Below are 26,435 nucleotides of genomic sequence, written 5' to 3' on the forward strand. Positions count from 1 at the left end.
TGAGTTCTCGTCAGTACGGCAGCACCGCGCGGACGGTCCAGCCGCCGCCGTCGCCGGGCCCGGCCGTGAGGGTGCCGCCGTGGGCGCGGGCCCGCTCGCGCATGCCGGGCAGGCCGAGGCCGCCGCCAGGCACCGGCCCGGCCGACCGGCCGTCGGACGGCCCGTCGTCGGACGGCCCGTCGTCGGCCACCTCGACGGTCAGCTCGCCGTCGGCCGCGACCACCCGGACCCGGCAGCGGGTGGGGGCGGCGTGCTTGGCGGCGTTGGTCAGCGCCTCCTGCACGATGCGGTACCCGGCGAGCGCGACCCCGCCCGGCGGCTCCACCGCGCACTGCGTCGTCAACTCGGCTCGCACCCCGGCCAGTTCGGCGGCGCGGACCAGCTCGGGCAGGTCGGCCAGACCCCGGGCCGGCCGCAGGTCGCCCCCGTCGTGGCCGTCCTCGCCGCGCAGCACGACGAGCGTCGCGCGCAGGTCGCTCAGCGCCTTGCGGCTGATCTCCTCGATGGCCGTGAGCGCGAGCCCGGCCTCCTCCGGGCGGGTGGCGGCGAGGTGGTTGGCGATGCCCGCCTTGACGGCGATCAGGCCCACGCTGTGGGTGACCACGTCGTGGATGTCCCGGGCGATCCGCAGCCGCTCCTCGCGCCTGGCCCGCTCCCCGGCCTGCTCGATCGTCCGGCGCACGCCCTCCCGGCGTTCCCGCACGGCGAGGCCCGCCGCCCAGGTGGCGCCGAGCACCAGCACGCCGAAGAGCACCTGCACGGCCTGCGTCCCGCCCGGGTAGTGCGGGCTGCCGCCGACGGTCAGCAGGGCCACGCCCGCCACGCTCGTCCCGCCGATCACCGCCGCGCTCCGCCCGAACGGCGGCGGACCGGTCAGCAGCGCGACCGGGTACGCGGCGAAGGCGGCGGCCAGGAACGCGGTCGGCGCCAGGCCCAGCGGCACCGAGGCCACGGCCACCGCGAGCACCGTGAGGAACACCGGCCACGGCCAGATCCGTCGGACCACCAACGGAACCGCCGCGGCAGCCGCCCACAGCATCCACCCGGGCACACCGTCCCCGACCTGCCGCCGCAACGGGGACAACGCCGGCAGCAACGCCAACCCCAGCGCGACGGCGGCGTCGATCGCGATCAACTGCCGTACCACGTAAGCCTTTCGGAATGCGGACACCATGCCGCCGACACTAACTCGCGGCCGGCGTCAGAGCTGCGGCATGCCGGGCTCGGCGACCCCCGCCTCGTAGGCGATGATCACCAGCTGGGCGCGGTCCCGGGCGCTCAACTTGGCCAGCAGGCTGCCGACATGGGATTTCACTGTGGGCAGGCTGACCACCAGCCGCCCGGCGATCTCCTGGTTGGAGAGCCCGTTGGCGATCTGCACCAGCACCTCGTGCTCGCGGCGGGTCAGCCCGACCAGCCGCGGCTCGGGCCTGGCGGGTCCGGCGCTCCAGGACAGGTCGGCGATCAGGCGCCTGGTCACGGTCGGCGACAGGACGCCCTCCCCCGCCGCGACGGTCCGGATCCCGGCCACCAGGTCGGCCGGCGTGGCGTCCTTCAGCAGGAAGCCGCTCGCCCCCGCCCGGAGCGCCGGATACACGTACTCGTCCAGGTCGAACATGGTCAGCGCCAGCACGCGAACACCCGCCAGTTCGGGGTCGGAGCAGATCTCCCGGGTGGCGGCGATGCCGTCGAGCGCGGGCATCCGGAGGTCCATCAGCACGATGTCCGGCCGCAGTTCGCGCGCGAGCCGGACGGCGTCCGCCCCGTCGGCGGCCTCCGCCACCGTCGTCATGCCGGGCGTGGAATCCACCAGCAGCCGGAAGCTGCCGCGCAGCAGCGCCTGGTCGTCCGCGATCAGCACCCGAATCGTGTCCGCCATGGCCCCACCCTATGCGCCACCCGCCGCCACCCGGCCGGGAGTTCGGACTGCGGGCGGCAACGCCGGACACTTCGCCGCCGCGCTACGTAGTCACGGGCGGGGAGACGTGATCAAGTGCCTGTTCACTCCAGATGATCTTGCCGGTTTCGGTGTAGCGCGTGCCCCATCGGTCGGCGAGTTGGGCGACGAGGAAGAGTCCGCGTCCGCCCTCGTCGGTGGTGGCGGCGTAGCGCAGGTGGGGTGCGGTGCTGGTACCGTCGGAGACCTCGCAGACCAGGGCGGCGTCGCGGATCAGGCGCACGTGGATGGGTGGGGCGCCGTAGCGGACGGCGTTGGTGACCAGTTCGCTGAGGATGAGTTCGGTGGCGAAGGCTTCTTCCTCGATGCCCCAGGCGTCGAGTTGGTCGTTGACCGCCGCGCGCACGTGGGCGACTGCGGCGGGGTCCTGGGGGACGTCCCATTCGGCGATGCTGCTGGGGCTGAGGGTGCGGGTGCGGGCGACCAGGAGGGTGACGTCGTCGTTCTGACGGGCGGGCGGCAGGCGGCGCAGGATGGCGGTGCAGGTCTCCTCCGGGGTGCGGTGCGGGTGGGCGACGGTCTCGCGCAGCAGTTGGAGGCCGCTGTCGATGTCCTGCTCGCGACTCTCGATGAGTCCGTCGGTGTAGAGGACCAGGAGGCTGCCCGGTGGCAGATCGATCCGGGCGGTCTCGTAAGGCAGAGCGGTCAGGCCGAGAGGGTGCCCCTGGGGGATGTCCGGGTAGTAGGCGCTGCCGTCGGGGTGGACGACGACGGGCGGCGGATGGCCGGCGGTGGCCAGCGTGCAGTGACCGGCGGTGGGGTCGTAAATGGCGTACAGGCAGGTGGCGCCGGTGATGGTGTCCTCTGCGTCGGCGGTTTCCCGGTCGATGCGTTGGACGAGTTCGTCGAGGTGGCCGAGGAGTTCGTCCGGGGGGATGTCGAGAGCGGAGAAGTTGTGCACGGCGGTACGCAGGCGGCCCATCGTCGCGGCGGCGTGGATCCCGTGTCCGACGACGTCACCGACGACGAGGGCGGCCCGGGTGCCGGGCAAGGGAATCACGTCGTACCAGTCGCCGCCGGCCCCTTCCTGGGCGGGCAGGTAGCGGTGGGCGACCTCCAGGGCGGCTTGCGGCAGCAATTCGCCGGGCAGCAGGCGGCGTTGGAGGGTGGCGGCGAGCGTGTGCTCGCGGGTGTACCGGCGGGCGTTGTCGATGCACAGGGCGGCGTGCGCGGTGAGATCCTCGGCGACGGAGCGGTCGTCCTCCTCGAAGGGTGCCGTGGTGTCGGCGCGCCAGAACTCGGCCACCCCGAGCATGATGCCGCGGGCCAGCAGCGGGGCCGCGATCATCGAGTGCACGCCGTGGTCCAGCAGGGCGCGGGCGGCGGGCGGGTCCACGTCCTGCCACGCGGCGTCGTCGGCGAGACGGGGTGCGAGCCTGGCGCGTCCGGTGCCCAGGCTCCGGCCCTGGGGAGTGGCCCAGCCGAAGGCGATGGTGCGGCCGATCGGGAAGAAGGGGGCGTCGTCACGGATGCCGCCGATCGCCACGCGGACCACCTCACGGCAGTCCCGCTCGGTGGGCTCTTCGCCCGATACGACTCCGGGGGCCAGGTCGACGGTGACGAAGTCGGCGAACCGGGGCACGACTGCCTCGGTGAGCTCCTCGGCGGTGCGGGTCACGTCCAGGGTCGTCCCGATGGCGGTGCTGGCCTCGTGCACCAGGCGCAGGCGACCGCGTGCCTGCTCCGCCCGTCCCGACAGGCTGCGCAGTTCGGTGGTGTCACGCAGGGTGGCCACGCTGCCGGGCGGGCCGTCAACCTGGCCGGTCGGCCGAATGTTCACCGCCAGCAGCCGCTCTCCGGCTGCCACCACCTCGTCGCTGACCGTGGTGCCACCGGCCAGCAGGTCCGCCGTCGGCGACTCCAGACCCAGCTCCGGCACCAAGCGGCCCTCGCAGTCGGGCGGCAGATCCAGCAGGCGCCGCGCTTCGTCGTTGGCGAGCACCACCCGGCCCTCACCGTCGACGATCACGACGCCCTCGCGTACCGCGTGCAGCACCGCGTCGTGGTGCTCGTACATCCGGGTCATCTCGGCCGGCCCCAGGCCCCGGGTCTGCCGGTTGAGCCTCCGGCTGATCAAGGCCGTCCCCAGCACCGACACCGCCAGCGCACCGGCAGCCCCGATGGTGAGGACGCGCACGCGCATGCCGACGACACCGTTGATGTCGCTGATGTGAGTGCTCGCGGCCACCCACCCGACGAACCGGCCGTTGTCGTAGACCGGGACCCGGGCGACCATCTGCTTCCCACCGGCGCTGGTGTGCACGATTGCGAAGTTCGGATGGTCGCGGGACAGGGTGGGCACGATGTTGGGCTCCACCATCGTGCCGACCCGGTACGGGTAGCGGTCGGTCACGCGGACGTACTGCGCGTTGATGACCTGGATGCCCGTGTCGCCCAAGGCTTGCGACGCTGCCAGGGCCTTGGGCTCGAGGATCGCCGACGGGTTGCTGGTGGCCAGTGCGGGCACCACCCCGGCCGAGTTGGCGAAGGTCTGCGCGACGGCCATCGCCCGGCTCCGGGCCCTCTCGTTGATGTCGTCGTGTGCCTGGACCAGCAGCTCCGCCAGGGCGGTCACGACCAGCAGCAGCACCACCACCAGCTGCATCACGAACACCCGGCCCGCGAGGCTGCGCGGGACGAGGAACGCCGCGCGCCGTCGCCGGCCGGAACCGCCCCGATCAGCCGCAGAGCCTGACGACCGCGGTTCTGCAGCCGCCTCTCTGCCACGCGACAGGGCGGCTCGCCAGGTACCGAACCGCGCCATACCCCACACCTACACCCGTGGTGAAGACCGGGCCAGCCGGAAGCTGCCGCGCAGCAGCGCCTGGTCGTCCGCGCTCAGCACCACCCGAATCGTGTCGGCCATGGCCCCACCCTGCGCGCCACCCGCCGCCACCCGGCCGGGAGTTCGGGTTGCGGACGGCGACGCTGAACACTTCGCCGCCACGGTACGTACTCACGGGTGGGGAGACGTGAAGCCGTCCGGCTTCACGTGAGCGTTTCCACCGAAGGAGGAGAAATGCTGCGCATCGTGGCGACAGGGCTCCTCACCGGTCTGCTCTGCCTCGGCGGCGCGGCCACCGCGATGGCCGCCGCCAACCCGAGCGGGACCGGACCCCCGAACCAGTCCTGCCAGAGCTTCGAGACCCCCGGCACCGGCGCCGGGGCCCCCGGACACTCCGGCACCTCCCCCGGCTCGGTCTTCAACGAGCCCGGATTCGGCAGCACCAACGGCGGCACCGGCGGAGCGGCCTACAACAACGCGGGCGCCCCGTCCCAGTACGACGTCGCCTGCTTCCAGGTCGCCCAGCACTGACCCCACCGGCCCGGGCCCCGAACCCGGGCCACCCATGTGCCCCCGGACAGTTACGGCAGGCGCCAGTCCACGGGCTGCCCGCCCTGCCGGACCAGCAGGTCGTTGGCGCGGCTGAACGGCCGCGAGCCGAAGAAGCCGCTGGACGCGGAGTACGGGCTGGGGTGCGACGACTCGATGCTCGGCACCTGCCCGAGCCACGGGCGCAGTTCGCGGGCGTCGCGGCCCCAGAGGATGGCCACCAGCGGGCCGCCTCGGTTGGCGAGGGCCTTGATGGCCTGCTCGGTGACGGCCTCCCAGCCCTTGCCGCGGTGGCCGTTGGTCTTGCGGGTCTGGGTGGTCAGCGCCCGGTTGAGCAGCAGGACGCCCTGGTTCGCCCACGGCGTCAGGTCTCCGTTGGACGGCGGCGGGAAGCCGAGGTCGTTGCCGTACTCCTGGTAGATGTTGACCAGGCTCGCCGGTATCGGACGCACCTCCGGCGCGACCGAGAAGCTCAGGCCGACGGCGTGGCCCGGCGTCGGGTACGGGTCCTGACCGACGATCAGCACCCGGACGTCCGCGAACGGCTGCTGAAAGGCCCGCAGCACCTGCGGGCCCGGCGGCAAGTAGGTACGCCCGGCGGCGAGTTCGCCGCGCAGGAAGTCGCCCATCGCGGCGACCTGCGGGGCGACCGGCGCGAGGGCCTGGGCCCAGCCGGGTTCAACGATTTCGTGCAAGGGTCGAGCAGCCATGACGAAAGCCTATCGGCCGCACTGACAACGCCAGTTCACGAGGTCGACGGCCGCACCCAGCGCGGGGCCTCGTCGTCCGGCCGGTCGGGGCTGCCGAAGTGGAACGGGACGCCGAGCTCCGCCGCGACGCCGCGCCCGATCCGCTCGGCGGCGACCGCGATGTGCGGGCGGCCGTCGATCCGGTCGTCGGAGCCGAGGTAGCGGGCGGCGTTGCTCCCGTACACGGTCACCAGCCGGTGGTCGCGGCTCCCGCCGACCGCGACCAGGTCGACGAACCAGTTCTGGACGGTGTCCCCGTCCCAGACCGCCTCGACCGCCAGCACCCGCTCGCCGACCTCCCCGGCCCGCCGCACCACCGCCGCCGGATCGAGGGGAACGTTCGCGGGGTTCGCGACCCGGTCACCGTAGTGCTCGCAGCGCGCCCCGACGATCGCCTGGGCCTGGTGCAGCCCGATCCCGTGGCTGACCCGCCCCGCGTCCAGCAGGATCTTCATCGCCCAGACCAGCCGGAACTGCAGCACCAACCCGTCCACCTGCGCGCGGACCTCGGCAGGCAGCGTCTCGAACCACGCGAGGGCCTGCTCGTCCGTCATCCGCTCCACGTCACACCACCGCGCCGTTGAGCACGATGTGCCGCGGTGCCCCCAGCACCCGCAGGTCCGCGCGCGGGTCCGCGTCGTAGATCACCAGGTCGGCGGGGGCGCCCTCGGTGAGGCCGGGGCGGCCGAGCCACTCGCGGGCGGACCAGGTGGCGGCGGCGAGGGCCTCGGTGGGGGTAAGGCCGGCCTTGGTCAGCTCCAGTGCTTCCTCGCCGACCAGGCCGTGGGCGAGCGAGCCGCCCGCGTCGGTGCCGACGTAGATCGGGATGCCGGCGTCGTGGGCCGCGCCCACCGTCGCGTAGCGGTTCTCGTGCAGGCGCCGCATGTGCGCGGACCACTGCGGGAACTTGGTCTCGCCGCCGTCCGCGAGGCCCGGGAAGGTGGCGATGTTGACCAGGGTGGGGACGATCGCCACGCCGCGTTCGACGAAGGCGGGGATCAACTCCTCGGTGAGGCCGGTGGCGTGCTCGATGCAGTCGATGCCTGCGGCCAACAGGTCGGGCAGCGATTCGGTGGCGAAGCAGTGCGCGGTGACCCGGGCGCCCTCGGCGTGCGCGGCGGCGATCGCCTCGCTGAGCGCGTCGCCGGGCCAGCAGGCGGCGAGGTCGCCGACGCCGCGGTCGATCCAGTCGCCGACCAGCTTGACCCAGCCGTCGCCGCGCCGGGCCTCGGCGGTGACGTACGCGGCAAGGTCGCCGGGTTCGATCTCGTGCGCGTAGTTGCGGATGTAGCGGCGGGTGCGGGCGATGTGCCGCCCGGCCCGGATGATCTTCGGCAGGTCGGCGCGGTCGTCTATCCACCTGGTGTCGGCGGCGGAGCCGGCGTCGCGGATCAGCAGGGTGCCGGCGTCCCGGTCGGTGAGGGCCTGCTTCTCGCTGGTGGCCCGGTCGACGGCGCCGTGCGCGTCCAGTCCGACGTGGCAGTGGGCGTCGACCAGGCCGGGCAGCGCCCAGCCGGTGAGGGTGGCGGCGGGTTCGGCGGCGGGCCGCGCGAAGGTCACCCGGCCGTCCACCGCCCAGAGTTCGTCCCGGACGTCCTCCGGCCCGACCAGTACCCGGCCCTTGATGTGCAGCACCCCACCGTCTGTCATGCCTGGCACTGTACTCGGCAGCCGTGCGGGCGCACGGGGCGATCTGCGGCACACTGTTCGACGGCGACCCCCTCGTCGCCCCGGCGAAACCCCGTTGCCCGAAAGGCCTCCCCGCATGCTGCTCGACCTTCCCCCGATGACCGCCGACCGGTTCGCCGCGATCGAGGACAAGGTGGCGGCGCTGCTGCACACCGAGGCCGACGTGATCGTCACCCAGGGCGAGGCGCTGCTGCCGCTGGAGGCGGCGATCAAGGGCGCGGCGCACCCGGGTTCGACCGCGCTGAACGTGATCACCGGCCCCTACGGCCAGACCTTCGGCGGCTGGCTGCGCGACGCGGGCGCCAAGGTCGTCGACCTGGCCGCGCCGTTCGACGCCGCCGTCACCGCCGAGCAGGTCGCGGACGCGCTGCGCGCCAACCCGGAGATCGACTTCGTCTCGCTGGTGCACGCCGAGGCCGCCACCGGCAACACCAACCCGGTCGCCGAGATCGCCGCCGTGGTGCGCGAGCACGGCGCGCTGCTGATGCTGGACGCGGTGGCCTCGGTGGCCGCCGAGCCGCTGCTGACCGACGCCTGGGGCATCGACCTGTGCGTGATCGGCGGCCAGAAGGCGATGGGCGGCCCGGCCGGCGTCTCGGCCGTCTCGGTCAGCGAGCGGGCCTGGCAGCGGATCGAGGCCAACCCGGCCGCGCCGCGCCGCTCCTACCTCTCGCTGCTCGACTGGAAGGCCCGCTGGACCGACGCCGGCCGCACCCAACTGCCCCACGCCCCCGCCCAGTTGGAGATGCTCGCACTCGAGGAGTGCCTGGACGCGATCACCGCCGAGACCCTCGACGCAGTCATCGCCCGCCACCGCGCCGCAGCCGCCGCCACCCGCGCGGGCGCCACCGCCCTCGGCACCCTCACCCCGTACGTCCGCCTCGCCGAGCACGCCGCCCCGGTCGCCACCACCCTGCGCACCGCCGACGGCCTCGACGCCACCGAACTCGCCGCCGAACTCCGCCGCCACGCCCCCCAGTTGCCCGTCCAGGCCGGCGGCGGCGCCCTCGCCACCACCATGCTCCGCCTCAACCACTACGGCCCGGCCGCCACCGCCGAAACGGTCATCGCCACCCTGGAAGCCCTCGCCCAGGCCACCGACGTCTCGGCCGCGGCAGCGGTGGCGGCAGCCACCGAGGCCTGGGAGCAGGCGATCTGACGCTGCGCCACAGCCTGCGGCGGCGGTCCGGGACGACGAGGGAGCACGGATGTACATCACCAGAGTCCAGCTCAGGAACGTGAAGGGCTTCACCGGGAAGCGCGCCGTGGACCTGCCGCTGGCGGGCGGCAGCGGCTGGACCGTGCTGGCCGGACGCAACGGCTCGGGCAAGTCCACCGTGCTCCAGGCGATCGCCCTGGCCGTGAGCGGCCCGAGCGTCGCCCAGGCCCTGGTGCCGGACTTCACCGGGTGGGTGACCACCGGGGCCAGGCAGGGGGCGGTGGACATCGAGGTGACCCACAAATCGCCGCTGGACAGCTTCGCGGGAGCAGGCAAGACCCCGCAGGGACCCATCTCGCTGGGACTGCGCTGGACACCTCCGCCCGCCGACGCCGATCACCCCGCCCGCCCCGCCCTGAGCGCCTTCCCCAGCACGACGAAGAGCGGCTCCCGGGGCCCCTGGGCGGAGAACTCGTTCGGCTGGTTCTGCGCCGGCTACGGCCCGTTCCGGCGACTCACCGGTGGGTCCAGCGAGGCCCAGCGCCTGATGATCAATCAGGGGCCTCGAGGTCGCCTGGCCACGCTGTTCCACGAGGACGCCTCGCTGGCCGAAGGCGTGGCCTGGCTCATCGACCTGCGGCTGCGGGCGTACGAGGAGGAGGACCGGCCAGGCGGAGCGGCGGCACTGCTCGCAAAGGTGCTCGGCCTGCTCCAGGACGGGCTGCTGCCGGACCAGTACCAGATCCAGCGGGTGACGGCCGACGGGCTGTGGGTCCGCGAGCACGGCCGGAACGGACGGGGCTTCCCGCTGCGGGAGATGAGCGACGGCTATCGAACGGTGGTGGCGCTGGTGCTCGACATCGTGCGCCAACTCCACAGCACCTACGGCACCCTGCTCTCCCAGCCGATCCCCGGCGGAGGCATCGCGGTCCACCTGCCCGGCGTGGTGCTGATCGACGAAGTGGACGCGCACCTCCACGTCACCTGGCAGCGCAAGATCGGCGACTGGCTGCGGCAGCACTTCCCGGCGATCCAGTTCATCGTCACCAGCCACAGCCCCTACATCTGCCAGGCCGCCGACCCGGGCAGCCTGATCCGCCTCCCGGGCGTCGACGAGCAGCACCCCGCAGTGGTCGTCGACGATGACCTCTACCACCGGGTCGTCTACGGCAGCGGCGACGACGCCGTGCTCTCGGAACTGTTCGGCCTGGAGACGCCCTACTCGAACCGCGCCGAAGGGCAACGCCGGCGGCTGGTCGCGCTGGAGCGCAAGGTGTACGCCGAAACGGCCTCCGCCGAGGAGATCGCCGAGTACCAGGAACTCGGCGAGCGACTCACGAGCTCACTGAGCAGCAGGGTGGCCGAGGTGTCCGCCAGGCTGGAGCCGGACCGGTGATCCCGCTCCCCCGCACACCCCTGCCGGCCGAGTCCGCGCAGTTGCTGACCAAGTGGACCGGACGCGTGGCGGCGGCCGGCGGCGACTCGAAAACGGCCCGCGACCACTGGAAGCGGGCCGCGGCACCCAAGCAGCACATCCACCGAACCCTGGAACCGATGGCCCGCGGCAACCTCCGGTGCATGTACTGCGACGACAGCCGGGGCACCGGCATCGACCACTTCCAACCGATCGACAGCGCCCCGCTGCGGGCGTTCGACTGGCCGAACCACCTCTTCGCCTGCTCCTTCTGCAACAGCAACGCCAAGCGGGACGCGTACCCGGTCGACACAGACGGCACCTGCCTGTTGATCGACCCGACCGCCGAGGACCCCGCCGACCACCTGGTGCTGTTCCTGAGGAGCGGCGAGTACGAACCGGTCGTCGGGTCCCGGAAAGGCCGGCGCACGATCGAGGTGTTCGGCCTCAACCGGGGCGACCTGGTCAAGGGCCGCCTGGACGCCTTCCACCGCGCCTGCTCCAACATCCGCGACTGGTTCACCCTGGTCCAGGACGGCGACCCGCACGCGGACGATGTGGCGCGGGCCCTGCTGGACTCCCCGTTCGTCGACGTCGTCCACGCGATGACCCGGCTGAAGCCGACGCTCGCACCGACCGTCGTCGGGCAGCGGACGGTGGCCGCGCTCGACGCCTGGCGGCTGGCACACCGCCTCTGACTCGGTGTTCGAGTCAGAGCGCCGCCGGGAGCTCGTCGCAGATCGCGTCCAGGGCCTCCTCGTCCACCGCGCGCACGGCCAGCCACGCCCCATCCTGAATCATCAGCAGGGCGTCCGGACGCGCGAAGAACCGGGTGTCCACGCCGGGTGCGTGCACGCGCGGCAGCTCCGTCCAGCCGGTCAGGTCGTTCGGGTCGACCTCGGCGCCGTCCACGAACGCGCTGTCGTCGAACAGCGGCTCGGCCAGCAGGATGCCCAGGCACTCGGCGGAGAAGCCGGCCGTCCACGGGGTGAGCTCCACCTGCACGGACGGTGCGACGTCCGGCCAGGCGACGGTCGGCGGGTCGTCCTGGTCGAGGGCGGCGAGCGGGATGCCCCAGTAGGCGCAGGACTGGTTCTCCACGCGATAGACCAGGCAGTCCTGGTCGAGGTAGAGCTTGTCCGGTGGCAGCAGGGTGTCCTGGTTGCTGGTCAGGTCGGGCCGGTTGCCGATCAGCCGGTATGCCTCGCGCAGCGCGGCGGGCAGGCGCAGCCCCAACCGGGCCTCTGCGGCGTCGAGTTCGGCATCGGTACAGCCGCTGTCCGGGATCAGCGGGGCACCCCAGAAGGCGGCCAGGTCGGCGATCAGCCGCCAGGCGGCGGCGCGGTCGGCGAGGGCGGCGGGCAGCTCACGGGCAAGGTCCAGCGTCATGCCTCGCACGCTAGCGGCCCCCACGGACAGGGTTCGGCTTCCGGTGGCCGACCGTTCACCGCCTGGGCAACCGGTGTACGCAAGCGCGGACTTGGCTGAGCAGCCACGCGAAGTTGTCTGTACAACCGGAGGCTGCTCCCATGCCCGTCCCCAACCCCTTCTGGCTGCGCGACAACTGTCCGTGCACCGAGTGCCGCAACCCGCGCAGCGGGCAGAAGCGGTTCCAGATCGGCGACCTGCCGGACGGCCTGACCGCCGCCGAGGCGCACCGGGACGAGAGCGGGCTGAGCGTGGTGTGGTCCGACGGCCACCGCTCGCACTACCCGACCGGCTGGGACGCGCCCGAGGACGCGGCCGGCGACCACCGCACCGAGCACGGCAAGCGCCTGTGGCAGGCCGCCGACTTCGCCCGCGGCCTGCCCGAGGCCGACTGGTCGAGCTACCTGTCCGACCCGGAGGAGAGGACCGCCGTCCTCTCCGCCGTCCGCCGCTCCGGCTTCGCGGTGCTCCGCGGCGTCCCGGTGGAGGAGCGTCAAGTCCTCGCCGTGGCAAGGACGTTCGGGTATGTGCGGGACACCAACTACGGCGAGCTGTTCGACGTCCGGGTGGAGCCCGACGCGGTGAACTTCGCGTTCACCGACGCCGCCATCGCCCCGCACACCGACAACCCGTACCGCGACCCCGTCCCCACCCTCCAGCTGCTGCACTGCCTGCGCAACGAGGCCGCCGGCGGCGACTCGGGCCTGGTGGACGGCTTCCGCGCCGCCGCGCTGCTGCGCGAGGAGGACCCGGAGGCGTTCGCGCTGCTCGCCCGCACCCCGGTGCCGTTCCGCTACCGGGACCGCACCGCCGACCTGGCCGCCGAGCTGCCGATGATCGGGCTCGACCCGCGCGGCGCGATCCGCGAGATCCGCTTCAACAACCGCTCCATCGACACCCTGCGGACGCTCGACGGCGCGGAGCTCGACGCCTTCTACGCCGCGTACCGGCGCTTCGCGGCGATCACCCTCCGCCCGGAACTCCAGCTCGAGTTCCGGCTCGGCCCGGGCGACTGCCTGATCTTCGACAACACCCGCCTGCTGCACGCCCGCACCGCCTTCGAACAGGCCGGCGGCCGCCACCTCCAGGGCTGCTACGCCGACCTCGACTCGCTCTCCTCGACCCTCTCCGTGCTGCGCCGCAACGTCGCCGCGCTCGACGAACTGGAGGCCCTGTTCGCGGGCGAGGGCGCCGGCGAGTACCTCGGCGAGGCCGTCACCATGGCCGAACACATGCTCCAGGCGGGCCAGTTGGCCCGGACGGCCGGCGCCCCGCCCGCGCTGGTCGCCGCCGCGCTGCTCCACGACATCGGCCACTTCCGCGGCAGCGGCCTGAAGCTGATGGCCGGCACCGACAACCGCCACGGCGACACCGCCGCCGGCTGGCTCTCCCGGTACTTCCCCACCGCCGTCACCGAGCCCGTCCGCCTGCACGTCCCCGCCAAGCGCTACCTCTGCACCGCCGAACCCGACTACTTCGCCAAGCTCTCCCCCGCCTCCGTCCACACCCTCGGCCTCCAGGGCGGCCCGATGACGCCCACCGAGGCCGAGGAGTTCGCCGCCGGCCCGTTCGCCACCGACGCCGTGACCGTCCGCCGCTGGGACGAGGCCGCGAAGGACCCCGCGGTCGGCACCCCGGCGTTCGCCGAATTCCGGCCGCTGCTCCTGGAGTTGATGAGCTGACAGACTGTGTCAACCCTGACCATCGTCAGGGGTGCCGGTTGACTTTCGGGCCGGGCCACACGGGCACCCCGGCTCGTACCGTCCGGACCATGACGTACACGCACAGGAAATCCGGGACGGGGGCCAGGCCCGTCCTCGCCGCGGCCGTGCTCAGCGCGGGGGCCGGGGCGGTGGTACTGCTGGCGCCGAAGCAAGGCGGAACGGAACCGGCGCGGTGGTCGGCCGACGGTTACCGCCGGGTGGCGGAGGCCGTCGGCGACGCCCCGCACGCGGTGGCCGCGCTGCTGGAGCCGGCCACCGAGGCCGGGCTGCTGGTGCTGGGGCTGCTGCTGACGTACTGCTGGTGGACGGCCCGGGCCCGCCGGGCCGCCCGGGTGGTCGCGGGGGTGGCGCTGGTCGGGCTCGGCACGGTGCTGGCCTACGGGACGAGCGAGGTGCTGAAGGTGCTCCTCGACGAGGAGCGGCCCTGCCGGGCACTGACCGGGCTGCCCGGCACGGCGGTCGGCGACTGCCCGCCGCCCGGTGACTGGTCGTTCCCCAGCAACCACGCCACCCTGGCGGTCGCGCTGGCGACGGGGCTGGTCCTGCTGCGCCCGCGCTGGGCGCTGCTGGCCGTCCCCGTCGGCGGGGCCACGGCCGCGCTGCGGGTGGCTGCCGGGGTGCACTACCCGCACGACGTGCTCGCCGGCGCCGCCCTCGGCGGAACGGTCACGGCGGCCGTGGTCCTCGCCCTGCGGCCGGCGGCCACCCGCGCCGTGTCGGCCCTGACCGGGGTGCCGGTGCTCGGGTGGCTGCTGTCCGCCCCGCCCGCCTCAGTCCCGCGGACCGCCCGCGCAGTTCGCGCCGAGGGTCAGCCCGGCCTCGTGCGCGAGGACGGCGGCCGCCGCCCGGTTGGCCACCCCCAACCGCGCCAGGATGGAGCTCACATGGGCCTTCACGGTGCCTTCGACCACGCCCAGCCGGCGGGCGATCCGGCCGTTGGACAGTCCGGCCGCGATCAGCGTCAGCACGTCCCGTTCCCGGACGGTCAGGGCGGCCACCTGTTCCCGGGCTCCGGCACGCCGGTCGGCGGGGCCACCGGCCCCGGTGGCGGCCAGGTGGGCGACCACCCGGGCGGCCACCTTCGGTGAGAGGTAGGCCGCCCCGGCGGCCACCGCGTGCACCCCGGCGAGCAGTTCCTCGGGCTCGCCGGACTTGATCAGGAAGCCGTTCGCGCCCCCGCTGAGCGCGCGCAGGATGTAGTCGTCCTCGCCGAAGGTGGTCAGCATCAGCACCCCGGTGGCCAGGCCGCTGCGACGGATCTCGGCGGCGGCCGCGATGCCGTCCGTCCCCGGCATCCGGATGTCCAACACGGCGACGTCCGGCCGGTGACGCCGGACCAGCTCGACGGCCTCCCGGCCGTCCCCGGCCTCGGCGACGATCTCGATGCCTGGGTCGGTGGTGAGCACGGCGCGCAGCCCCGCGCGGATCATCGGCTCGTCGTCGGCGAGCAGCACCCGGATCGGTGCGGGTGTCATCAGCAACTCCTGTCGGTCGTTCAGCACGTATGGGGAATGGTCAGGAGACGAGCACGTCGCGCGAGACCAGCCGGGAGTCCTGGAAGCACAGCCGGTACGCGTCGCCCGCCCGGTCCACGAACAGCTGGGCGGTGATGGCGTAGTGCACGCACGAAACGCCCTCCCCCGGCGGCGGCGCGGGCGTCGACGACCCGTTCGGCGGCCGGTACGGCAACCGGTGGCCCGGCAGCACCCGCTCGACCGAGGCCTGGTCCTGCCCCACCTGGAGGGTGGCGTACACCTCCGGGTCCAGCACCGACAGGCTGACCACGTACAGCGTCCACGCTCGCAGCGCCACGGTCAGCAGCACGGCCGTCACCAGCGGGACGAGCACCACGGCAGCCAGCGTCCGGCCGACCCTGCGCCGGGCGCGCCGCAGTTCACGCACCGGCGACGGCGGGGCGGCGGGCCCCGGCGGAACGGGCCCGGCGGGACGGCGCGGCAGCTCGGCCACCACCTCGAACCCGCCGTCCGTTCCCGGACCGTGCGCGAAGCTCCCACCCGCGAGCCGGACCCGCTCCGCCAGCCCGACCAGGCCACGCCCACCGCCCGCCGCCGGCACTCCCGGGGCGACGGGCGCCGGGCCGTTGGCCACCCTGACCCGGGCACCCTCGGACGCGTACGCCACCTCCACGGTGACGCCCGCCCCCGGGGCGTGCTTGGCCGCGTTGGTCAGCGCCTCCTGCACCACCCGGTACGCAGCGTGCTCGGTGGCGCGCGGAAACCCGTCCGGCTCACCGGTGATCTCCGAACGGACGGCCAGGCCGGCCGCGGCCGCCTCCGCCACCAGGTGCGGAATGTCCGCGTCGGCCGGTCCGCGACCCGCGTCGCCCTCGTCCCGCAGGATCCCGATCACCTCGCCCAGCCGATCGACGGCAGCGGCCGCACCCGCCCGGATCTCCTGGGCCGCCTCCCGGTGGGGCTCCGCAAGGTCGGGGGCGAGCTTCAACACCCCGGCGCGCAGAGCGATCAGGCTGAGATCGTGCCCGAGGGCATCGTGCATGTCCTGCGCGATCCGGGCCCGCTCCCGCAACCGCGCCTGCTCGGCAACCAACTGCTGCTCCCGCTCCAGCCGCTCCGCCCGCTCCCACCCGGCCCGCACCAACTCCTGCGATTGCCGCCAGAACCGGCCCAGCAACCACGGCCCCATCCCCGTGCACACGGCGAGCACGACGAACCGCAGCCCCAACAGGATCCAGGCCGGCACCGACCCGACCACCAGCACCCCGCCCGCCACCAGCACGGCGAACACCACCGCCGCCGACCGCACCCGTTCCGTCCGCAGCCCCGCCAGGAACGAGAACCCGACCGCCGGCAGCACCCACCACAGGCTCGTGACGCCCAGCCCGACACACCCCGCCGCCACCACCGGCAGCGCCGCCCCACTCATCCGCATGCCCACGACCCTACGGGGGCCGCCCCCACCTGCGAATCTGCCGAAAGTCATGCCTGCGGCCACGGAAGTCGACGGGCTAACGCTCCCGGGGCCGCAGCTCGAACCACACCGTCCGCCCACCCGCCCGGGGCTCGGCCCCCCAGCGGTCGGCGAGCCGGGCCACCATCAGCAGGCCGCGTTCGGCGTTCTCGTCGAGCGGGTCGGCCGCCTTCAGGACGGGCAGTTGGTGGTGGTCGTCGGTGATCTCGACCAGCAGCCGGTCGGTGCACACCAGCCGCACACCGACCGGTCGCCTGGACACCCGCACGGCGTCGGCGACCAGTTCACCGGCCAGCAGTTCGGCGAGGTCGAGGTCGATCTCCAGCCCCCATTCGACGATCCGGTCCCGGACGAGTCCCCGGGCGTACCTCGCCGCCCGGGTGCGCTGCGGCAGTACGTGGATCGCCACCCGTTCCAGGGGGATGCCGTCGAGTCCCACCACCAACAGCGCAAGGTCGTCCCGGCGGGCCGTCAAAGACAGTTCCGCCAGCAGCTTCTCGCAGACCAACTCCGGTTCGGAATCCGGCCCGATCAACTCGGCGCAGCGCTCGGCGAATTCCTCGAACCCTTCGTAGTCACGCAGCGGGAGCAGACTGTCCGAGCCGAGCACCAGCATCGAGCCGTCCGGCACGTCCACGGCGACGGCAGTGAACGGCAGGCCCCCGGTGCCGATCGGGAGGCCGGGCGGCACGGCGAGCCACTCGACGGTGCCGTCGGGATGGCGCAGCAGCGGCGGCGCGTGGCCGGCCGAGGCCACCTCGCAGCGGCGGGCGATCGGGTCGTACACCAGGTAGAGGCAGGTCGCCAGCTGAGCGACGCCGAGGCGCAGGACCAAGTCGTCGAGGTGCCGTAGCAGTTGTGCGGGCGGTACGTCGAGCAGGGTGAAGGCCTGCACCCCCGCCCGGAGCCGGCTCATCGTCTGGGCGGCTTCCAGGCCGTGGCCCATCACGTCGCCGACCACCAGGGCGACCCGGTTGCCGGTCAGTTGGACGACGTCGAACCAGTCGCCGCCCGCCCCGGCCCTGCGGTCGCCGGGCAGGTAGCGGTGGGCGGTCCGCACACCGGCGATCCGCGGTGGGCGGGACGGGATCATCGAACGCTGGAGGGCCTCCGCCAGCCGTGCCTCCGCCTGGTGCAGCCGCGCGCTGTCCAGCAGTAGCGCCCCGCGTTCGGCGAGTCCGCGCAGCAGCGGAACGTCGGCGGACTCGAACGGCACCCGGCCGGACGTCCGCAACAGTTGCAGCACCCCGAACACCCGCCCCCGGACCGTCAGCGGGAGGGCCAGCACCGACGATTCCGGGCCGGGTTCGTGACCCTCGTCCACCAGCGTGAGGACGGGTTCGCCGTCCTGCAGGGCGCGCCCGACCGGGGTGCCGGGCCCGATGCTCAGCACCGCGCCCATCCGCGGCGAGACCCCGAGCAGGCCGTCGCTGTCCCCGGCGTGACCGGCCAGCCGAAACCTGCTGTTGCGCCGCGGCAGTTCGTCCTCCGCGAGGGTGTCGACGAACTCGGTCCGCAGGTAGACCGTGGCCAGGTCGGCCCAGCCCGGCACGAACACCTCGCACAGCTCGGTGATCGTGGTGTCCCGGTCCACGGTGGTGCCAACCCTGCGGCCGAACTCCCGCGTCAGCACCGCCGCCGGCGACTCCAGTTCCGCCCGGTACTTGAACTCCCGTTCGTGGCGCGCCCGTTGGGTGACCAGCGCAGCCTCGGCGGCCAGCAGCCGGGCCTCCAGGCGGACGCACTGCTCCTCCGCGTCGTGCCGCAACTCCTGGGCGCGCGCCAGCTCCGCCCGCAGCAGATCCAACTCCCGTTTCAATGCGCGCAGTTCCTCGCGCGCATGCTCGGTGTCCGGCCCGTCCGCCCACCGCTCCAGCTCCCCCGGCCCGGTCCCGTACCGCGCCGCGGCCCGGTCCGCCTCCAGCTGCCGGTAGCGCTGTTCGGCCTGCTGTGCCTGCGCCTCCGTCGCCGCCAGCGAGGCCAGCAGGTGCCGTTCCCGCACGTCCGCCAACTGCAACTCGCGTTCCGCGGCGCCCAGTCGGTCGCGCAGTTCCTCGACCTCGTGCCGGGAGGCGTTGCGCACCCGCAACGCCTCCATCCGCAGCCGGTGGACGTGTTCCTGCACCTCGGAAGTGACCGACTCCCCTGTGGTCTCGGCGACTTGACGCAGCAGCTCGTCCACGAAGTCCTTCGGAGCGATCCGCACCCCGCTGAAGTACCGCGAGACAGTGCCCTTGTCGTAGTTGCAGCGAGCGGCGTAGCGGGTGAGCGAGATCCCCAGGGCCTGGAACAGCTGCCCCAGGAAGGCCGTGAAGGCAGCGACTTCCGGCTCGCCGCCCTGCGGTTCGAGCGTCACGGGCTCCCCTCCCCGGCCGTTGCCGGGAAGTGGCAACCCGTTGCGCCTGGTGCAACCCTCGGCCTGCGTCGAAGACTAGGAGAAACCCTCAACCCCCCGCAGCGAAAGGCGCATTGATGTTCACCGCAGTCGTCCGACAGCTGGCCGCCTGCCAGCGCGCAGTGGTCGTGGCCCTGGCCCTGCTTCCCATGATCCTGGTGACCGTGGCCTGCCTGCCCGCCGTCCTGCTCCTGCCCGCTTTCCCGGGCGGAATACGCCGCCTCACGGCCCTGCTCACCCTGCTCCGCCGCTGGACGGACACCGTCCTGTCCCGGAGCTAGTACCGGTGGTCCGTCCGGCCGTCAGGGACGGTCGGTTCAGGCCGCGTTGATGCTGTGCAGGATGTCCGTCCCGGCAGCCTGCCGGGCGGGCCAGAGGCCGGCGATGGTGCCCACCGCGCCGGCGCAGACCAGGAACAGGAGCAGCTCCCCGAACGGCAGCACGGTGCTGATGCCGGGCAGCGGGACGGACAGGGTGCTGACCGCGGCCTTGGCCAGGTAGCTGCCGAGGGCCATGCCGACCACGGCGCCGAAGACCGAGACGACCGCCGATTCGAGTCGGACCATCCGCTTGATGCCGGCCCGGTCCAGGCCGAGTGCGCGCAGCAGGCCGATCTCGCGCTTGCGTTCGAAGACGGACATCGCCATGGTGTTGACCACGCCGAGGGCCGCGACCAGCACGGACATGCCGAGCATGACGTACAGCAGGCTCATCGTGGCGTTCACGGTGGAGCTGTAGTCGTCCGCCATGGCCTGCTTGTCGCGGATCACGATCACCGGGTTGTTCCCGGTGGCGGTGGCGATGGCCTGCTTGAGTTCCCGGGTCGGCCCGTTGGTGCCCTTGACCAGTGCCTGGACGATGAAGGGCTGCGGGTTGTGCGCGGCGATCACGGAGTTGGCGAGCAGGACCGGGGAGAGCAGCTGGTTGTTCTCGAAGACGCCGCCGACGGTCAGCGCGCTCTCCGTCCCGTCGGGGTTGCTCATCTTGACGGTCGAGCCGGCCTCGAGGCCCTCGCTCTTCGCCAGGCCGGCGTCGATCAGCAGCCGGCCCTGCTTCAGGGTGTCGGCGGAGCCGGCCGTCATGGACAGCTTGACCAGCTGGTCGAAGGTGTCCGCGTCCAGGCCCTCGACGGTGTGCGGGTTGCCGTTCACCTTGGCGTTCACCGAGGTGACGGCGCTGACCGAGGTCACGCCCGGCACCTTGGCGATGTCCGCGGGGACCTGGGCGGACAGTCCTCGGCCGTTGGTCATGGCGACGGCGAGGTCGGCCTTGACCGCGCCGTCCACGGATCGGGCGGTCACGTCGGTCACCGAGGCGCCGACCACGGTCATCGCGGTGACCAGGGTGAGGCCGATGGCAATCGCGCCGGCGGTGGCCGCGGTGCGGCGCGGGCTGCGTACCGCGTTCAGTGCGGCCAGCTTGCCGGGGGTGCCGAACAGCCGGACCAGGACCGGGCGGGCCAGGCCGATCGCCGGACGGGAGAGCAGCGGCAGCAGGATCAGGATCCCGATCGCGGCGAGCGGCGCACCCCACCGAATGAACTGCTGCTTGCTGTGGTCGGACACGATGCCGAGCGTGATCAGCCCGAGGCCGAGGGCGGTGATCAGCCCGCCGATGCTGTTGCGGATCAGCAGGCTCCTCGGGGTGGCAGGCCGGTCGCCGCTGCTCATCGCGGCCACCGGCGCGATCCGGGAGGCCCGGACGGCGGGCAGCAGGGCGGAGACCACGGTGACCAGCACGCCGACGGCCAGCACGGTGACGGCGGTGCCCGGTGAGACGACCACCGAGCCGGTGGGCATGCCCCGGTTGACCGACTTCAGGCCCCACTGGAGGCCGGCGCCGACGCCGATGCCGACCAGCAGGCCGCCCGCCGCGGAGACCAGGCCGATCAGCGCGGCCTCGGCCAGCACCGACCCGGTGACCTGGGACCGAGCGGCACCGATCGCGCGCAGCAGCGCCAATTCCTTGGTCCGCTGGGCGATCAGCATGGTGAAGGTGTTGGCGATGATGAAGATGCCGACGAAGAGCGAAACCGCGGCGAAAGCGAGGAGGACCTGCCCCAGGCTGTGGGTGCGGCGGGAGATCATCTCGGACTGGGCGGTCCGCAGCTGCTCGGCGGTCTGCACGGTGAACCGCTTGCTGTACGCCACCACCGGCGTGATCTGCTCGCGCAGCGCCTGGGCGGAGACGCCGGGCTCGGCGGTGACCTCGATGCTGCTGAACTGGCCGGGCGTCAGCAGCGCCTGCTGCGCGGAGGCGGTGTCCAGCAGGGTCAGCGAGCCGCCGCCGGCGACCATCGGGTCGGTGGTGGTGAAGATTCCGGTCAGCCGGGTGTCCACGGCCGGGCCGTTGGTGGCGATCCGCACGGTGTCGCCGACCTGGTAACCGCCGGACTCGGCGGTCTTCCGGTCGAGGGCGATCTCGCCGGTGGCGCGCGGGCCGCGGCCCTGGACCATCGGGTAGCGCGGGTCGTTGCCGGAGGCGTCCGGCACGAAGTTCGCGGACCTGGCGCTCCACGCCGGGCCGATCAGCTTGTTCTGCTTGTCGGCGACGCCAGTGAAGTCACTGACCACCGCCCGGGTCTTCGCCACCCCGGGGAGCGCCGCGACCTTGGCGACGGTCTCCTCGTTCAGCTGGGCCGAGCTCCGCTGGCCGCGGAAGCCGCCAGAGGCCGACGCCGCCGGGTCGGAGACCATCACCGACAGGTCGTCGAAGCTGGTCGAGTAGCTGTTCCGGGTGGCCTGGTCGACGGTGTCGGAGAAGACCATGCTGCCGGCCACGAAGGCGGTCCCGAGCATGATGGCCAGCGCTGTCATCAGCAGTCGGCCCTTGTGGGCCAGCAGATTGCGCAGTGCGGTGCGGTACATGGGAGCTCTGTCCTGACCGAGGCGGGCGGCCGGGAAGCGGCCCGGACGGCGACAACTCCATCTTGCGGCTCCGGACCTGACGGTGCGTCAGCCCACTGACGTACCGTGCGGGCGTACGCGGCAGCGTCCGGTCCACCCCCGGGACGACGCCCTGGGGGTGAGCCCACCGCCACCCGGAACGCGACGGTCGCCGCGACGCGTGCGAGCGGCCGCGCCACCAGCGCGAGGCGCCCGCGCCCGCGCCAGGACGAGGCCGCCGCGCCGGCTCGCTAGGCCAGCGCCGCCGTCAGGTCGATCTCCACCAACTGCCCGCGGTAGCCCAGCGCGGCGACGCCGAGCAGCGTGCTGGCGGTGGCGAACGCGGGGGCGAGCGGGCCGTCCTGCAGGTGCTTCCAGGCGGCCCCCAGCTCCTCGCTCCGGTCGCTGACGACGTAGATCACCGAGCGGACCACCCGCTCGGGGCCGACGCCGGCGGCGGCCAGGGCGACGAGCGAGTTGGCCACCACCTGGTCGATCTGGGCGAACAGGTCGCCCTCCCCGACCAGAAGCTCGTCGCGGTCGAGCGGGCACTGCCCGGCCAGGTGCGCGGTGCGGCCGGTCTCGGTGATGGTGATGTGGGCGTAGCCGGCGGTGGGGTGGAGTTCGGCGGGGCTGATGCGGGTGATGTCGGTCATCCGCCGATAGTGCCCCGCGAGCGGAGCCGCAGGCATCCGAATATCAGTCGTTCTCCCGCGCGTGCCGCGAAAGTGCCGACGAGGCAAGGGAGTTGTGGATGGAGAAGGCCACCGTCCCGGGCAGGTACCGGTCCTGCGACCATTCCACCGGCGTGCCGGTCGGGTCCGTGGTGCGGCGCTTCTCGCGCAGCAGCGGGCTGCCCCGCCGGCAGCCGAGCAGCCGGGCGTCGTCGGCGTTGGCGCCGACCACGTCGATGGTGTGGTCGGCGTCGCTGAACAGGATGCCGTGTTCGCGCAGCGGTTCGGTGTGCGAGACGGCGTCGGGGGGCAGTTGGGCGACGAGTTCGCCGACCCGGGGCGGGTAGACGGTGCGTTCGACCATGACGGGGGTGCCGGAGAGGGTGCGCAGGCGGAGCATCGCGTAGACCTCGGTGCCGGGTTCGAGGCGCAGTTGTTCGCGTTCGGCGGCGTCGGCGGGGCGGCGGACGATGGATTCCAGTCGGCCGCCGGGTTCTTCGCCCATGGAGCGGGCCCAGTGGGTGAAGGAGAGCAGTTCGGAGAAGGACTGCACGCGGGCGCTGCCGAGGACGACCCGGCGGGTGCCGCGGCGGGAGGTGACCAGTCCGTCGGCGCGCAGCAGGGCGAGGGCCTGCCGGACGGTGCCGCGGGAGACGCCGTACTGCTCGGCGAGGGCGCCCTCCGCCGGCAGTCGTCCGGCGTCGCCGAACGAGCCGGAGGTGATCGCTTCGCGCAGGTCGGCGGCCACCTTGCGGTAGAGCGAGCCGGCGGCGCTGTCCTGGTCGGATGCCACGTGCGTCGATTTCCCTTGCCTGGTAAGGAGATTGGGCCGTGTCCGCGCTGTGATCGCGCGTACACCATTGACTGTAACCGCTGTCACCGCAGCGTCCGGCGCCGGGCGCGACCGTTCCGACAGCCGCCCCCTGCGCTGGGCCGTCCGTTCACTTTCCCGTCACCGGCCTCGGGCGTACTTACCTCGGGCGACGGAAGTTGGCTGGCCAACTTGGCCAGGACCCGACACGTGTCACTACCCGACACATCCCGCGCCGCGCACCGAACACCTCTTGTGATCTCTGCAGCTCCACTTCCTTCAGGAGACCCTCCCGTGACCGTGCACCGCCACCGCGCCGCCGCCCTCGCGGCCGTGCTGACCGCTGCCGCGCTCTCCCTCTCCGCCTGCGGCTCCGCCGGCCAGGCCGCCAAGTCCGGTGACGCCAAGGGCGGTTCGGGCAACGCCAAGACCGCCACCTCGCTGGCCGACTTCGGTGGCATGGACGGCCTGGTGGCCGCCGCGAAGAAGGAGGGCAAGCTGCACGTCATCACCCTGCCTCGCGACTGGGCCAACTACGGCAAGCTGATGGACGACTTCAAGGCGAAGTACGGCATCGAGATCGAGGACGAGAACCCGGACGGCTCCAGCCAGGACGAGATCAACGCGGTCAAGTCCCGCAAGGGCCAGGACCGCGCGCCCGACACCCTGGACCTGGGTTCGGCGTTCGCGCTGTCCGCCGCCAAGGAGGGCATCCTCGCCCCGTACAAGGTCGCGTCGTTCGACAAGATCCCGGACACCATGAAGGACGCGGCCGGCCTGCGGGTCAACGACTACGGCGGCTACGTCTCGATCGGTTGCGACGCCAAGAAGGTCGCCAACTGCCCGAAGACCTTCGCCGACCTGCTCAAGCCCGAGTACAAGGGCCAGGTCGCGCTGAACGGCAACCCGACCAAGTCCGGTTCGGCGTTCGGCGGCGTGTACGCGGCGGCGCTGGCCAACGGCGGTTCGCTGGACAACGTCCAGCCCGGCATCGACTTCTTCGCCAAGCTGAAGCAGTCCGGCAACTTCAACCCGGTCGAGTCCACCCCGGCGACCGTCGAGAAGGGCGAGACCCCGATCTCGATCGACTGGTCGTACCTGAACGCCGGCTACACCGACGAGTTCAAGGGCAAGGGCGTCGACTGGCAGGTGTCGATCCCCTCGGACGGCTCCTACGCCCAGTTCTACAACCAGGCCATCAACAAGGACGCCCCGCACCCGGCGGCCGCCCGCCTGTGGATGGAGTACCTGTACTCCGCCGAGGGCCAGAACGGCTTCATGGGCGGCTACGCCACCCCGGCGCTGTTCGACGCGATGAAGAAGGACGGCACCCTGGACGCCGCCGCGGCGGCCAAGCTGCCGCTCGTCGAGAAGCCGTTCACCACCTTCCCCAGCTCGGAGCAGATCGACGCGGCCAAGAAGGTCGTGACCGAGAACTGGGCCAAGGCGATCGCGGGCTGATCACCGACATGACCACGGCTCCCACCCCGGTGCCGGCCCCGGCCGCCGCTGACCTCAGCGGCGGCCCGGTGGCCACCGACACCGCCATCACCTCCCCTGCCCCCACCCCGCTGAACTCCACCCCTGGGGCCGCCGGACGCCGCCTGCTGCGCGGCAAGTCCTGGCTGGCCACCGTCCCGCTGCTGGCCTTCTTCCTGATCGGCTTCGGCCTGCCGGCCATCGCCATCGTCACGGGCGCGTTCACCGTCTCCAGCGACGCGGAGACCGGCGCGGGCTCGTTCACCACCGCGAACCTCACCGACTCGGTGCAGGGCGCCTACTGGACGGCGCTGGTCTCCAGCGTGAAACTGTCCGCGCTCACCGCCCTGATCGCCACCGCGGTCGGCGTGCCGATCGCCCAGGCGGTGCTCACCTCCCGGTTCCGGGTGCTGCGCGAAGCGGTGCTGACCGCCTCCGGCGTGCTCGCCAACTTCGGCGGCCTGCCGCTGGCGTTCGCCTTCGTCGCCACCCTCGGCAACGCCGGCGAGCTGACCAAGATGTTCCACCTGACCGACCACGGCTGGTCGCTGTACAGCTTCACCGGCCTGACGGTCGCCTACCTGTACTTCCTGGTTCCGCTGATGGTGCTCACCATCACCCCCGCGCTGGAGGGCCTGCGGGTCCAGTGGCGCGAGGCCGCCCAGAACAACCGGGCCACCAGCCTCCAGTACTGGCGGCACGTCGCCCTGCCGATCCTGTTCCCGTCGCTGCTCGGCGGTTTCGTGCTGCTGTTCGGCTCGGCGTTCGCCGCGTACGCCACCGCCGCCGCGATGGTCGGCGCCACCGTGCCGCTGATCAGCCGCCAGATCGCCGACGCGCTGTCCGGCAACGTGCTGACCGGCCAGGGCAACCTGGCGCTGGCGCTCAGCCTGGACATGATCATCGTCGCCGTCCTGGTGATGGCCGTCTACCTGCCCCTCCAGCGCCGGAGTGCCCGATGGCTCAGCTGATCTCCCGTCTGCGGGTCTGGCGCGGGGCGGTCCTGCTGCTGGCCGGCCTGTACTTCCTGATCCCGATGGCCGCGTCGGTGTGGTTCTCCATCGACAACCGGGGCGGCATCACCTTCGACGCCTACACCGGCCTGCTGTCCGCCCCCGGCTTCACCGACAGCCTGCTGCTCACCCTGGAGCTCGCCGCCGTCACCGTGGTGGTGCTGCTGCTCCTGCTGGTGCCCGCGATGATCGCCGTCCGGCTCGGCTCGCCGAAACTCCGCCCGGTGCTCGAAATCGTCTGCACCCTGCCGCTGGTGGTGCCGCCGGTCGCGCTGACCGCCGGCCTGATCGGCGTGCTCCGCTGGGGCCCGGACTACCTGATGGAAACCCCGTTCTTCCAGACCTTCGTGTTCATCCAGCAGCCGGAGTTCCCGCTGGTCCTGGTGATCGCGTACGTGCTGATGGCGCTGCCGCTGGCCTACCGCGCCCTGGACTCCGGCCTGCGCGCCGTGGACGTCCGCACCCTGGTCGAGGCCGCCCGGAACTGCGGCGCGAGCTGGCCGCGGGCCGTCGTCCAGGTGATCCTGCCGAACCTGCGCGGCGCGCTGCTGAACGCCTCCTTCCTCACCCTGGCCATGGTCCTCGGCGAGTTCACCACCGCCTCGATCCTCGGCTACCAGCCCTTCGCCGTGTGGATCTACTCGGTCGGCAACAGCCAGGGCCAGATGTCCGTCGCGGTGTCCGTGCTCAGCCTGCTGATCACCTGGGTGCTGCTGCTCCTGCTGGCCGCCGCCGGCCGCGAGCGCCGCCACAAGACCGCCACCGCCTCCTGAGC

At 72.8% G+C, this 26,435-nt stretch carries 23 protein-coding genes and 1 pseudogene; 10 read left to right on the top strand and 14 right to left on the bottom strand.

Features of this window, described 5'->3' with window-relative positions; translation table 11 throughout:
* Positions 1 to 10: 10 nt before the first annotated feature.
* The 3 genes from ACFYS8_RS28725 to ACFYS8_RS28735 all read right to left on the bottom strand — a co-directional run bounded on the left by ACFYS8_RS28725 (position 11) and on the right by ACFYS8_RS28735 (position 4,562).
* Positions 11 to 1,174: a sensor histidine kinase gene (locus ACFYS8_RS28725; RefSeq protein ID WP_387646278.1), complete on the bottom strand. Its 1,164-nt coding sequence runs from the start codon at positions 1,172 to 1,174 to the stop codon at positions 11 to 13.
* A 27-nt stretch (positions 1,175 to 1,201) separates the two neighbouring features.
* Positions 1,202 to 1,879 carry a response regulator gene (locus tag ACFYS8_RS28730; protein WP_387646280.1) on the bottom strand — a complete coding sequence of 226 codons (678 nt, stop codon included), beginning with the start codon at positions 1,877 to 1,879 and terminating at the stop codon, positions 1,202 to 1,204.
* An 82-nt stretch (positions 1,880 to 1,961) separates the two neighbouring features.
* A complete protein-coding gene (locus ACFYS8_RS28735; RefSeq protein ID WP_387646662.1) occupies positions 1,962 to 4,562 on the bottom strand; it encodes a SpoIIE family protein phosphatase in 2,601 nt (866 codons plus the stop codon).
* Between the two features lie 414 nt (positions 4,563 to 4,976).
* Between ACFYS8_RS28735 and ACFYS8_RS28740 the strand changes: the two genes are divergently transcribed.
* Complete coding sequence (locus tag ACFYS8_RS28740; protein ID WP_380485970.1) at positions 4,977 to 5,273, top strand: hypothetical protein; 297 nt, start codon at positions 4,977 to 4,979, stop codon at positions 5,271 to 5,273.
* Between the two features lie 50 nt (positions 5,274 to 5,323).
* Here the strand turns inward: ACFYS8_RS28740 and ACFYS8_RS28745 are convergent, their stop codons facing one another.
* The 3 genes from ACFYS8_RS28745 to ACFYS8_RS28755 are packed head-to-tail and all read right to left on the bottom strand — an operon-like array spanning position 5,324 to position 7,690.
* On the bottom strand, positions 5,324 to 6,001 hold the full coding sequence (locus tag ACFYS8_RS28745; protein ID WP_387646283.1) for a uracil-DNA glycosylase: 678 nt from the start codon (positions 5,999 to 6,001) through the stop codon (positions 5,324 to 5,326).
* Positions 6,002 to 6,036: 35 nt separating this feature from the next.
* Positions 6,037 to 6,594 carry a hypothetical protein gene (locus tag ACFYS8_RS28750; RefSeq protein WP_387646285.1) on the bottom strand — a complete coding sequence of 186 codons (558 nt, stop codon included), beginning with the start codon at positions 6,592 to 6,594 and terminating at the stop codon, positions 6,037 to 6,039.
* A 10-nt stretch (positions 6,595 to 6,604) separates the two neighbouring features.
* Complete coding sequence (locus ACFYS8_RS28755; RefSeq protein WP_387646287.1) at positions 6,605 to 7,690, bottom strand: amidohydrolase family protein; 1,086 nt, start codon at positions 7,688 to 7,690, stop codon at positions 6,605 to 6,607.
* A gap of 115 nt (positions 7,691 to 7,805) precedes the next feature.
* On the opposite strand from ACFYS8_RS28755, the gene ACFYS8_RS28760 reads away from it, so the two are divergent.
* From ACFYS8_RS28760 to ACFYS8_RS28770, 3 genes are read left to right on the top strand one after another with little or no spacing between them, the layout of a single operon-like run.
* Positions 7,806 to 8,888 (top strand): pyridoxal-phosphate-dependent aminotransferase family protein, encoded by a 1,083-nt coding sequence (locus ACFYS8_RS28760; protein WP_387646290.1) that lies wholly within the window; start codon positions 7,806 to 7,808, stop codon positions 8,886 to 8,888.
* 49 nt (positions 8,889 to 8,937) lie between these two features.
* Positions 8,938 to 10,284: an AAA family ATPase gene (locus ACFYS8_RS28765; protein WP_387646293.1), complete on the top strand. Its 1,347-nt coding sequence runs from the start codon at positions 8,938 to 8,940 to the stop codon at positions 10,282 to 10,284.
* Positions 10,281 to 11,000, top strand: a complete 720-nt coding sequence (locus ACFYS8_RS28770) for a hypothetical protein (protein ID WP_387646296.1) — start codon at positions 10,281 to 10,283, stop codon at positions 10,998 to 11,000. The genes ACFYS8_RS28765 and ACFYS8_RS28770 overlap by 4 nt, the downstream gene beginning before the upstream one ends.
* Positions 11,001 to 11,013: 13 nt before the next feature.
* On the opposite strand, the gene ACFYS8_RS28775 is transcribed toward ACFYS8_RS28770, so the two are convergent.
* Positions 11,014 to 11,691 carry an SMI1/KNR4 family protein gene (locus tag ACFYS8_RS28775; protein WP_387646299.1) on the bottom strand — a complete coding sequence of 226 codons (678 nt, stop codon included), beginning with the start codon at positions 11,689 to 11,691 and terminating at the stop codon, positions 11,014 to 11,016.
* A gap of 140 nt (positions 11,692 to 11,831) precedes the next feature.
* Between ACFYS8_RS28775 and ACFYS8_RS28780 the strand changes: the two genes are divergently transcribed.
* Entirely contained in the window at positions 11,832 to 13,412 is a 1,581-nt protein-coding gene (locus ACFYS8_RS28780) for a TauD/TfdA family dioxygenase (protein ID WP_387646302.1), read from the top strand.
* Between the two features lie 229 nt (positions 13,413 to 13,641).
* On the opposite strand, the gene ACFYS8_RS28785 is transcribed toward ACFYS8_RS28780, so the two are convergent.
* Positions 13,642 to 13,821, bottom strand: a complete 180-nt coding sequence (locus tag ACFYS8_RS28785) for a hypothetical protein (protein WP_387646683.1) — start codon at positions 13,819 to 13,821, stop codon at positions 13,642 to 13,644.
* Positions 13,822 to 13,855: 34 nt separating this feature from the next.
* Between ACFYS8_RS28785 and ACFYS8_RS28790 the strand changes: the two are divergent.
* A pseudogene (locus ACFYS8_RS28790) lies at positions 13,856 to 14,083 on the top strand (phosphatase PAP2 family protein); the annotation flags it as partial.
* 141 nt (positions 14,084 to 14,224) lie between these two features.
* Here the strand turns inward: ACFYS8_RS28790 and ACFYS8_RS28795 are convergent.
* The 3 genes from ACFYS8_RS28795 to ACFYS8_RS28805 all read right to left on the bottom strand — a co-directional run bounded on the left by ACFYS8_RS28795 (position 14,225) and on the right by ACFYS8_RS28805 (position 18,759).
* A complete protein-coding gene (locus tag ACFYS8_RS28795; protein WP_387646665.1) occupies positions 14,225 to 14,929 on the bottom strand; it encodes a response regulator in 705 nt (234 codons plus the stop codon).
* A 40-nt stretch (positions 14,930 to 14,969) separates the two neighbouring features.
* Positions 14,970 to 16,364, bottom strand: coding sequence for a sensor histidine kinase (locus tag ACFYS8_RS28800; protein ID WP_387646305.1), 1,395 nt, complete (start codon positions 16,362 to 16,364; stop codon positions 14,970 to 14,972).
* A 76-nt stretch (positions 16,365 to 16,440) separates the two neighbouring features.
* Entirely contained in the window at positions 16,441 to 18,759 is a 2,319-nt protein-coding gene (locus ACFYS8_RS28805) for a SpoIIE family protein phosphatase (RefSeq protein WP_387646307.1), read from the bottom strand.
* Positions 18,760 to 18,875: 116 nt separating this feature from the next.
* Here ACFYS8_RS28805 and ACFYS8_RS28810 point away from each other — a divergent pair, with 116 nt between their 5' ends.
* On the top strand, positions 18,876 to 19,079 hold the full coding sequence (locus ACFYS8_RS28810; protein ID WP_387646310.1) for a hypothetical protein: 204 nt from the start codon (positions 18,876 to 18,878) through the stop codon (positions 19,077 to 19,079).
* 36 nt (positions 19,080 to 19,115) lie between these two features.
* Here the strand turns inward: ACFYS8_RS28810 and ACFYS8_RS28815 are convergent, their stop codons facing one another.
* The 3 genes from ACFYS8_RS28815 to ACFYS8_RS28825 form a co-directional block, all read right to left on the bottom strand.
* Positions 19,116 to 21,665, bottom strand: coding sequence for an ABC transporter permease (locus ACFYS8_RS28815; protein WP_387646313.1), 2,550 nt, complete (start codon positions 21,663 to 21,665; stop codon positions 19,116 to 19,118).
* Positions 21,666 to 21,934: 269 nt separating this feature from the next.
* Positions 21,935 to 22,339 carry a RidA family protein gene (locus ACFYS8_RS28820; protein ID WP_387646315.1) on the bottom strand — a complete coding sequence of 135 codons (405 nt, stop codon included), beginning with the start codon at positions 22,337 to 22,339 and terminating at the stop codon, positions 21,935 to 21,937.
* A 43-nt stretch (positions 22,340 to 22,382) separates the two neighbouring features.
* Entirely contained in the window at positions 22,383 to 23,150 is a 768-nt protein-coding gene (locus tag ACFYS8_RS28825; protein ID WP_387646318.1) for a GntR family transcriptional regulator, read from the bottom strand.
* Between the two features lie 312 nt (positions 23,151 to 23,462).
* Between ACFYS8_RS28825 and ACFYS8_RS28830 the strand changes: the two genes are divergently transcribed.
* Genes ACFYS8_RS28830 through ACFYS8_RS28840 form a run of 3 tightly spaced genes read left to right on the top strand, consistent with a single transcriptional unit; the run spans position 23,463 to position 26,433 of the window.
* Positions 23,463 to 24,629 (top strand): ABC transporter substrate-binding protein, encoded by a 1,167-nt coding sequence (locus tag ACFYS8_RS28830; protein WP_387646320.1) that lies wholly within the window; start codon positions 23,463 to 23,465, stop codon positions 24,627 to 24,629.
* 8 nt (positions 24,630 to 24,637) lie between these two features.
* Positions 24,638 to 25,618: an ABC transporter permease gene (locus ACFYS8_RS28835; RefSeq protein WP_387646323.1), complete on the top strand. Its 981-nt coding sequence runs from the start codon at positions 24,638 to 24,640 to the stop codon at positions 25,616 to 25,618.
* Entirely contained in the window at positions 25,606 to 26,433 is an 828-nt protein-coding gene (locus ACFYS8_RS28840; RefSeq protein WP_387646325.1) for an ABC transporter permease, read from the top strand. The genes ACFYS8_RS28835 and ACFYS8_RS28840 overlap by 13 nt, the downstream gene beginning before the upstream one ends.
* Positions 26,434 to 26,435 lie beyond the last annotated feature (2 nt).

Origin of the sequence: Kitasatospora sp. NPDC004615 (assembly GCF_042873545.1) — a bacterium.
In the GTDB taxonomy this organism is placed as follows: domain Bacteria; phylum Actinomycetota; class Actinomycetes; order Streptomycetales; family Streptomycetaceae; genus Kitasatospora.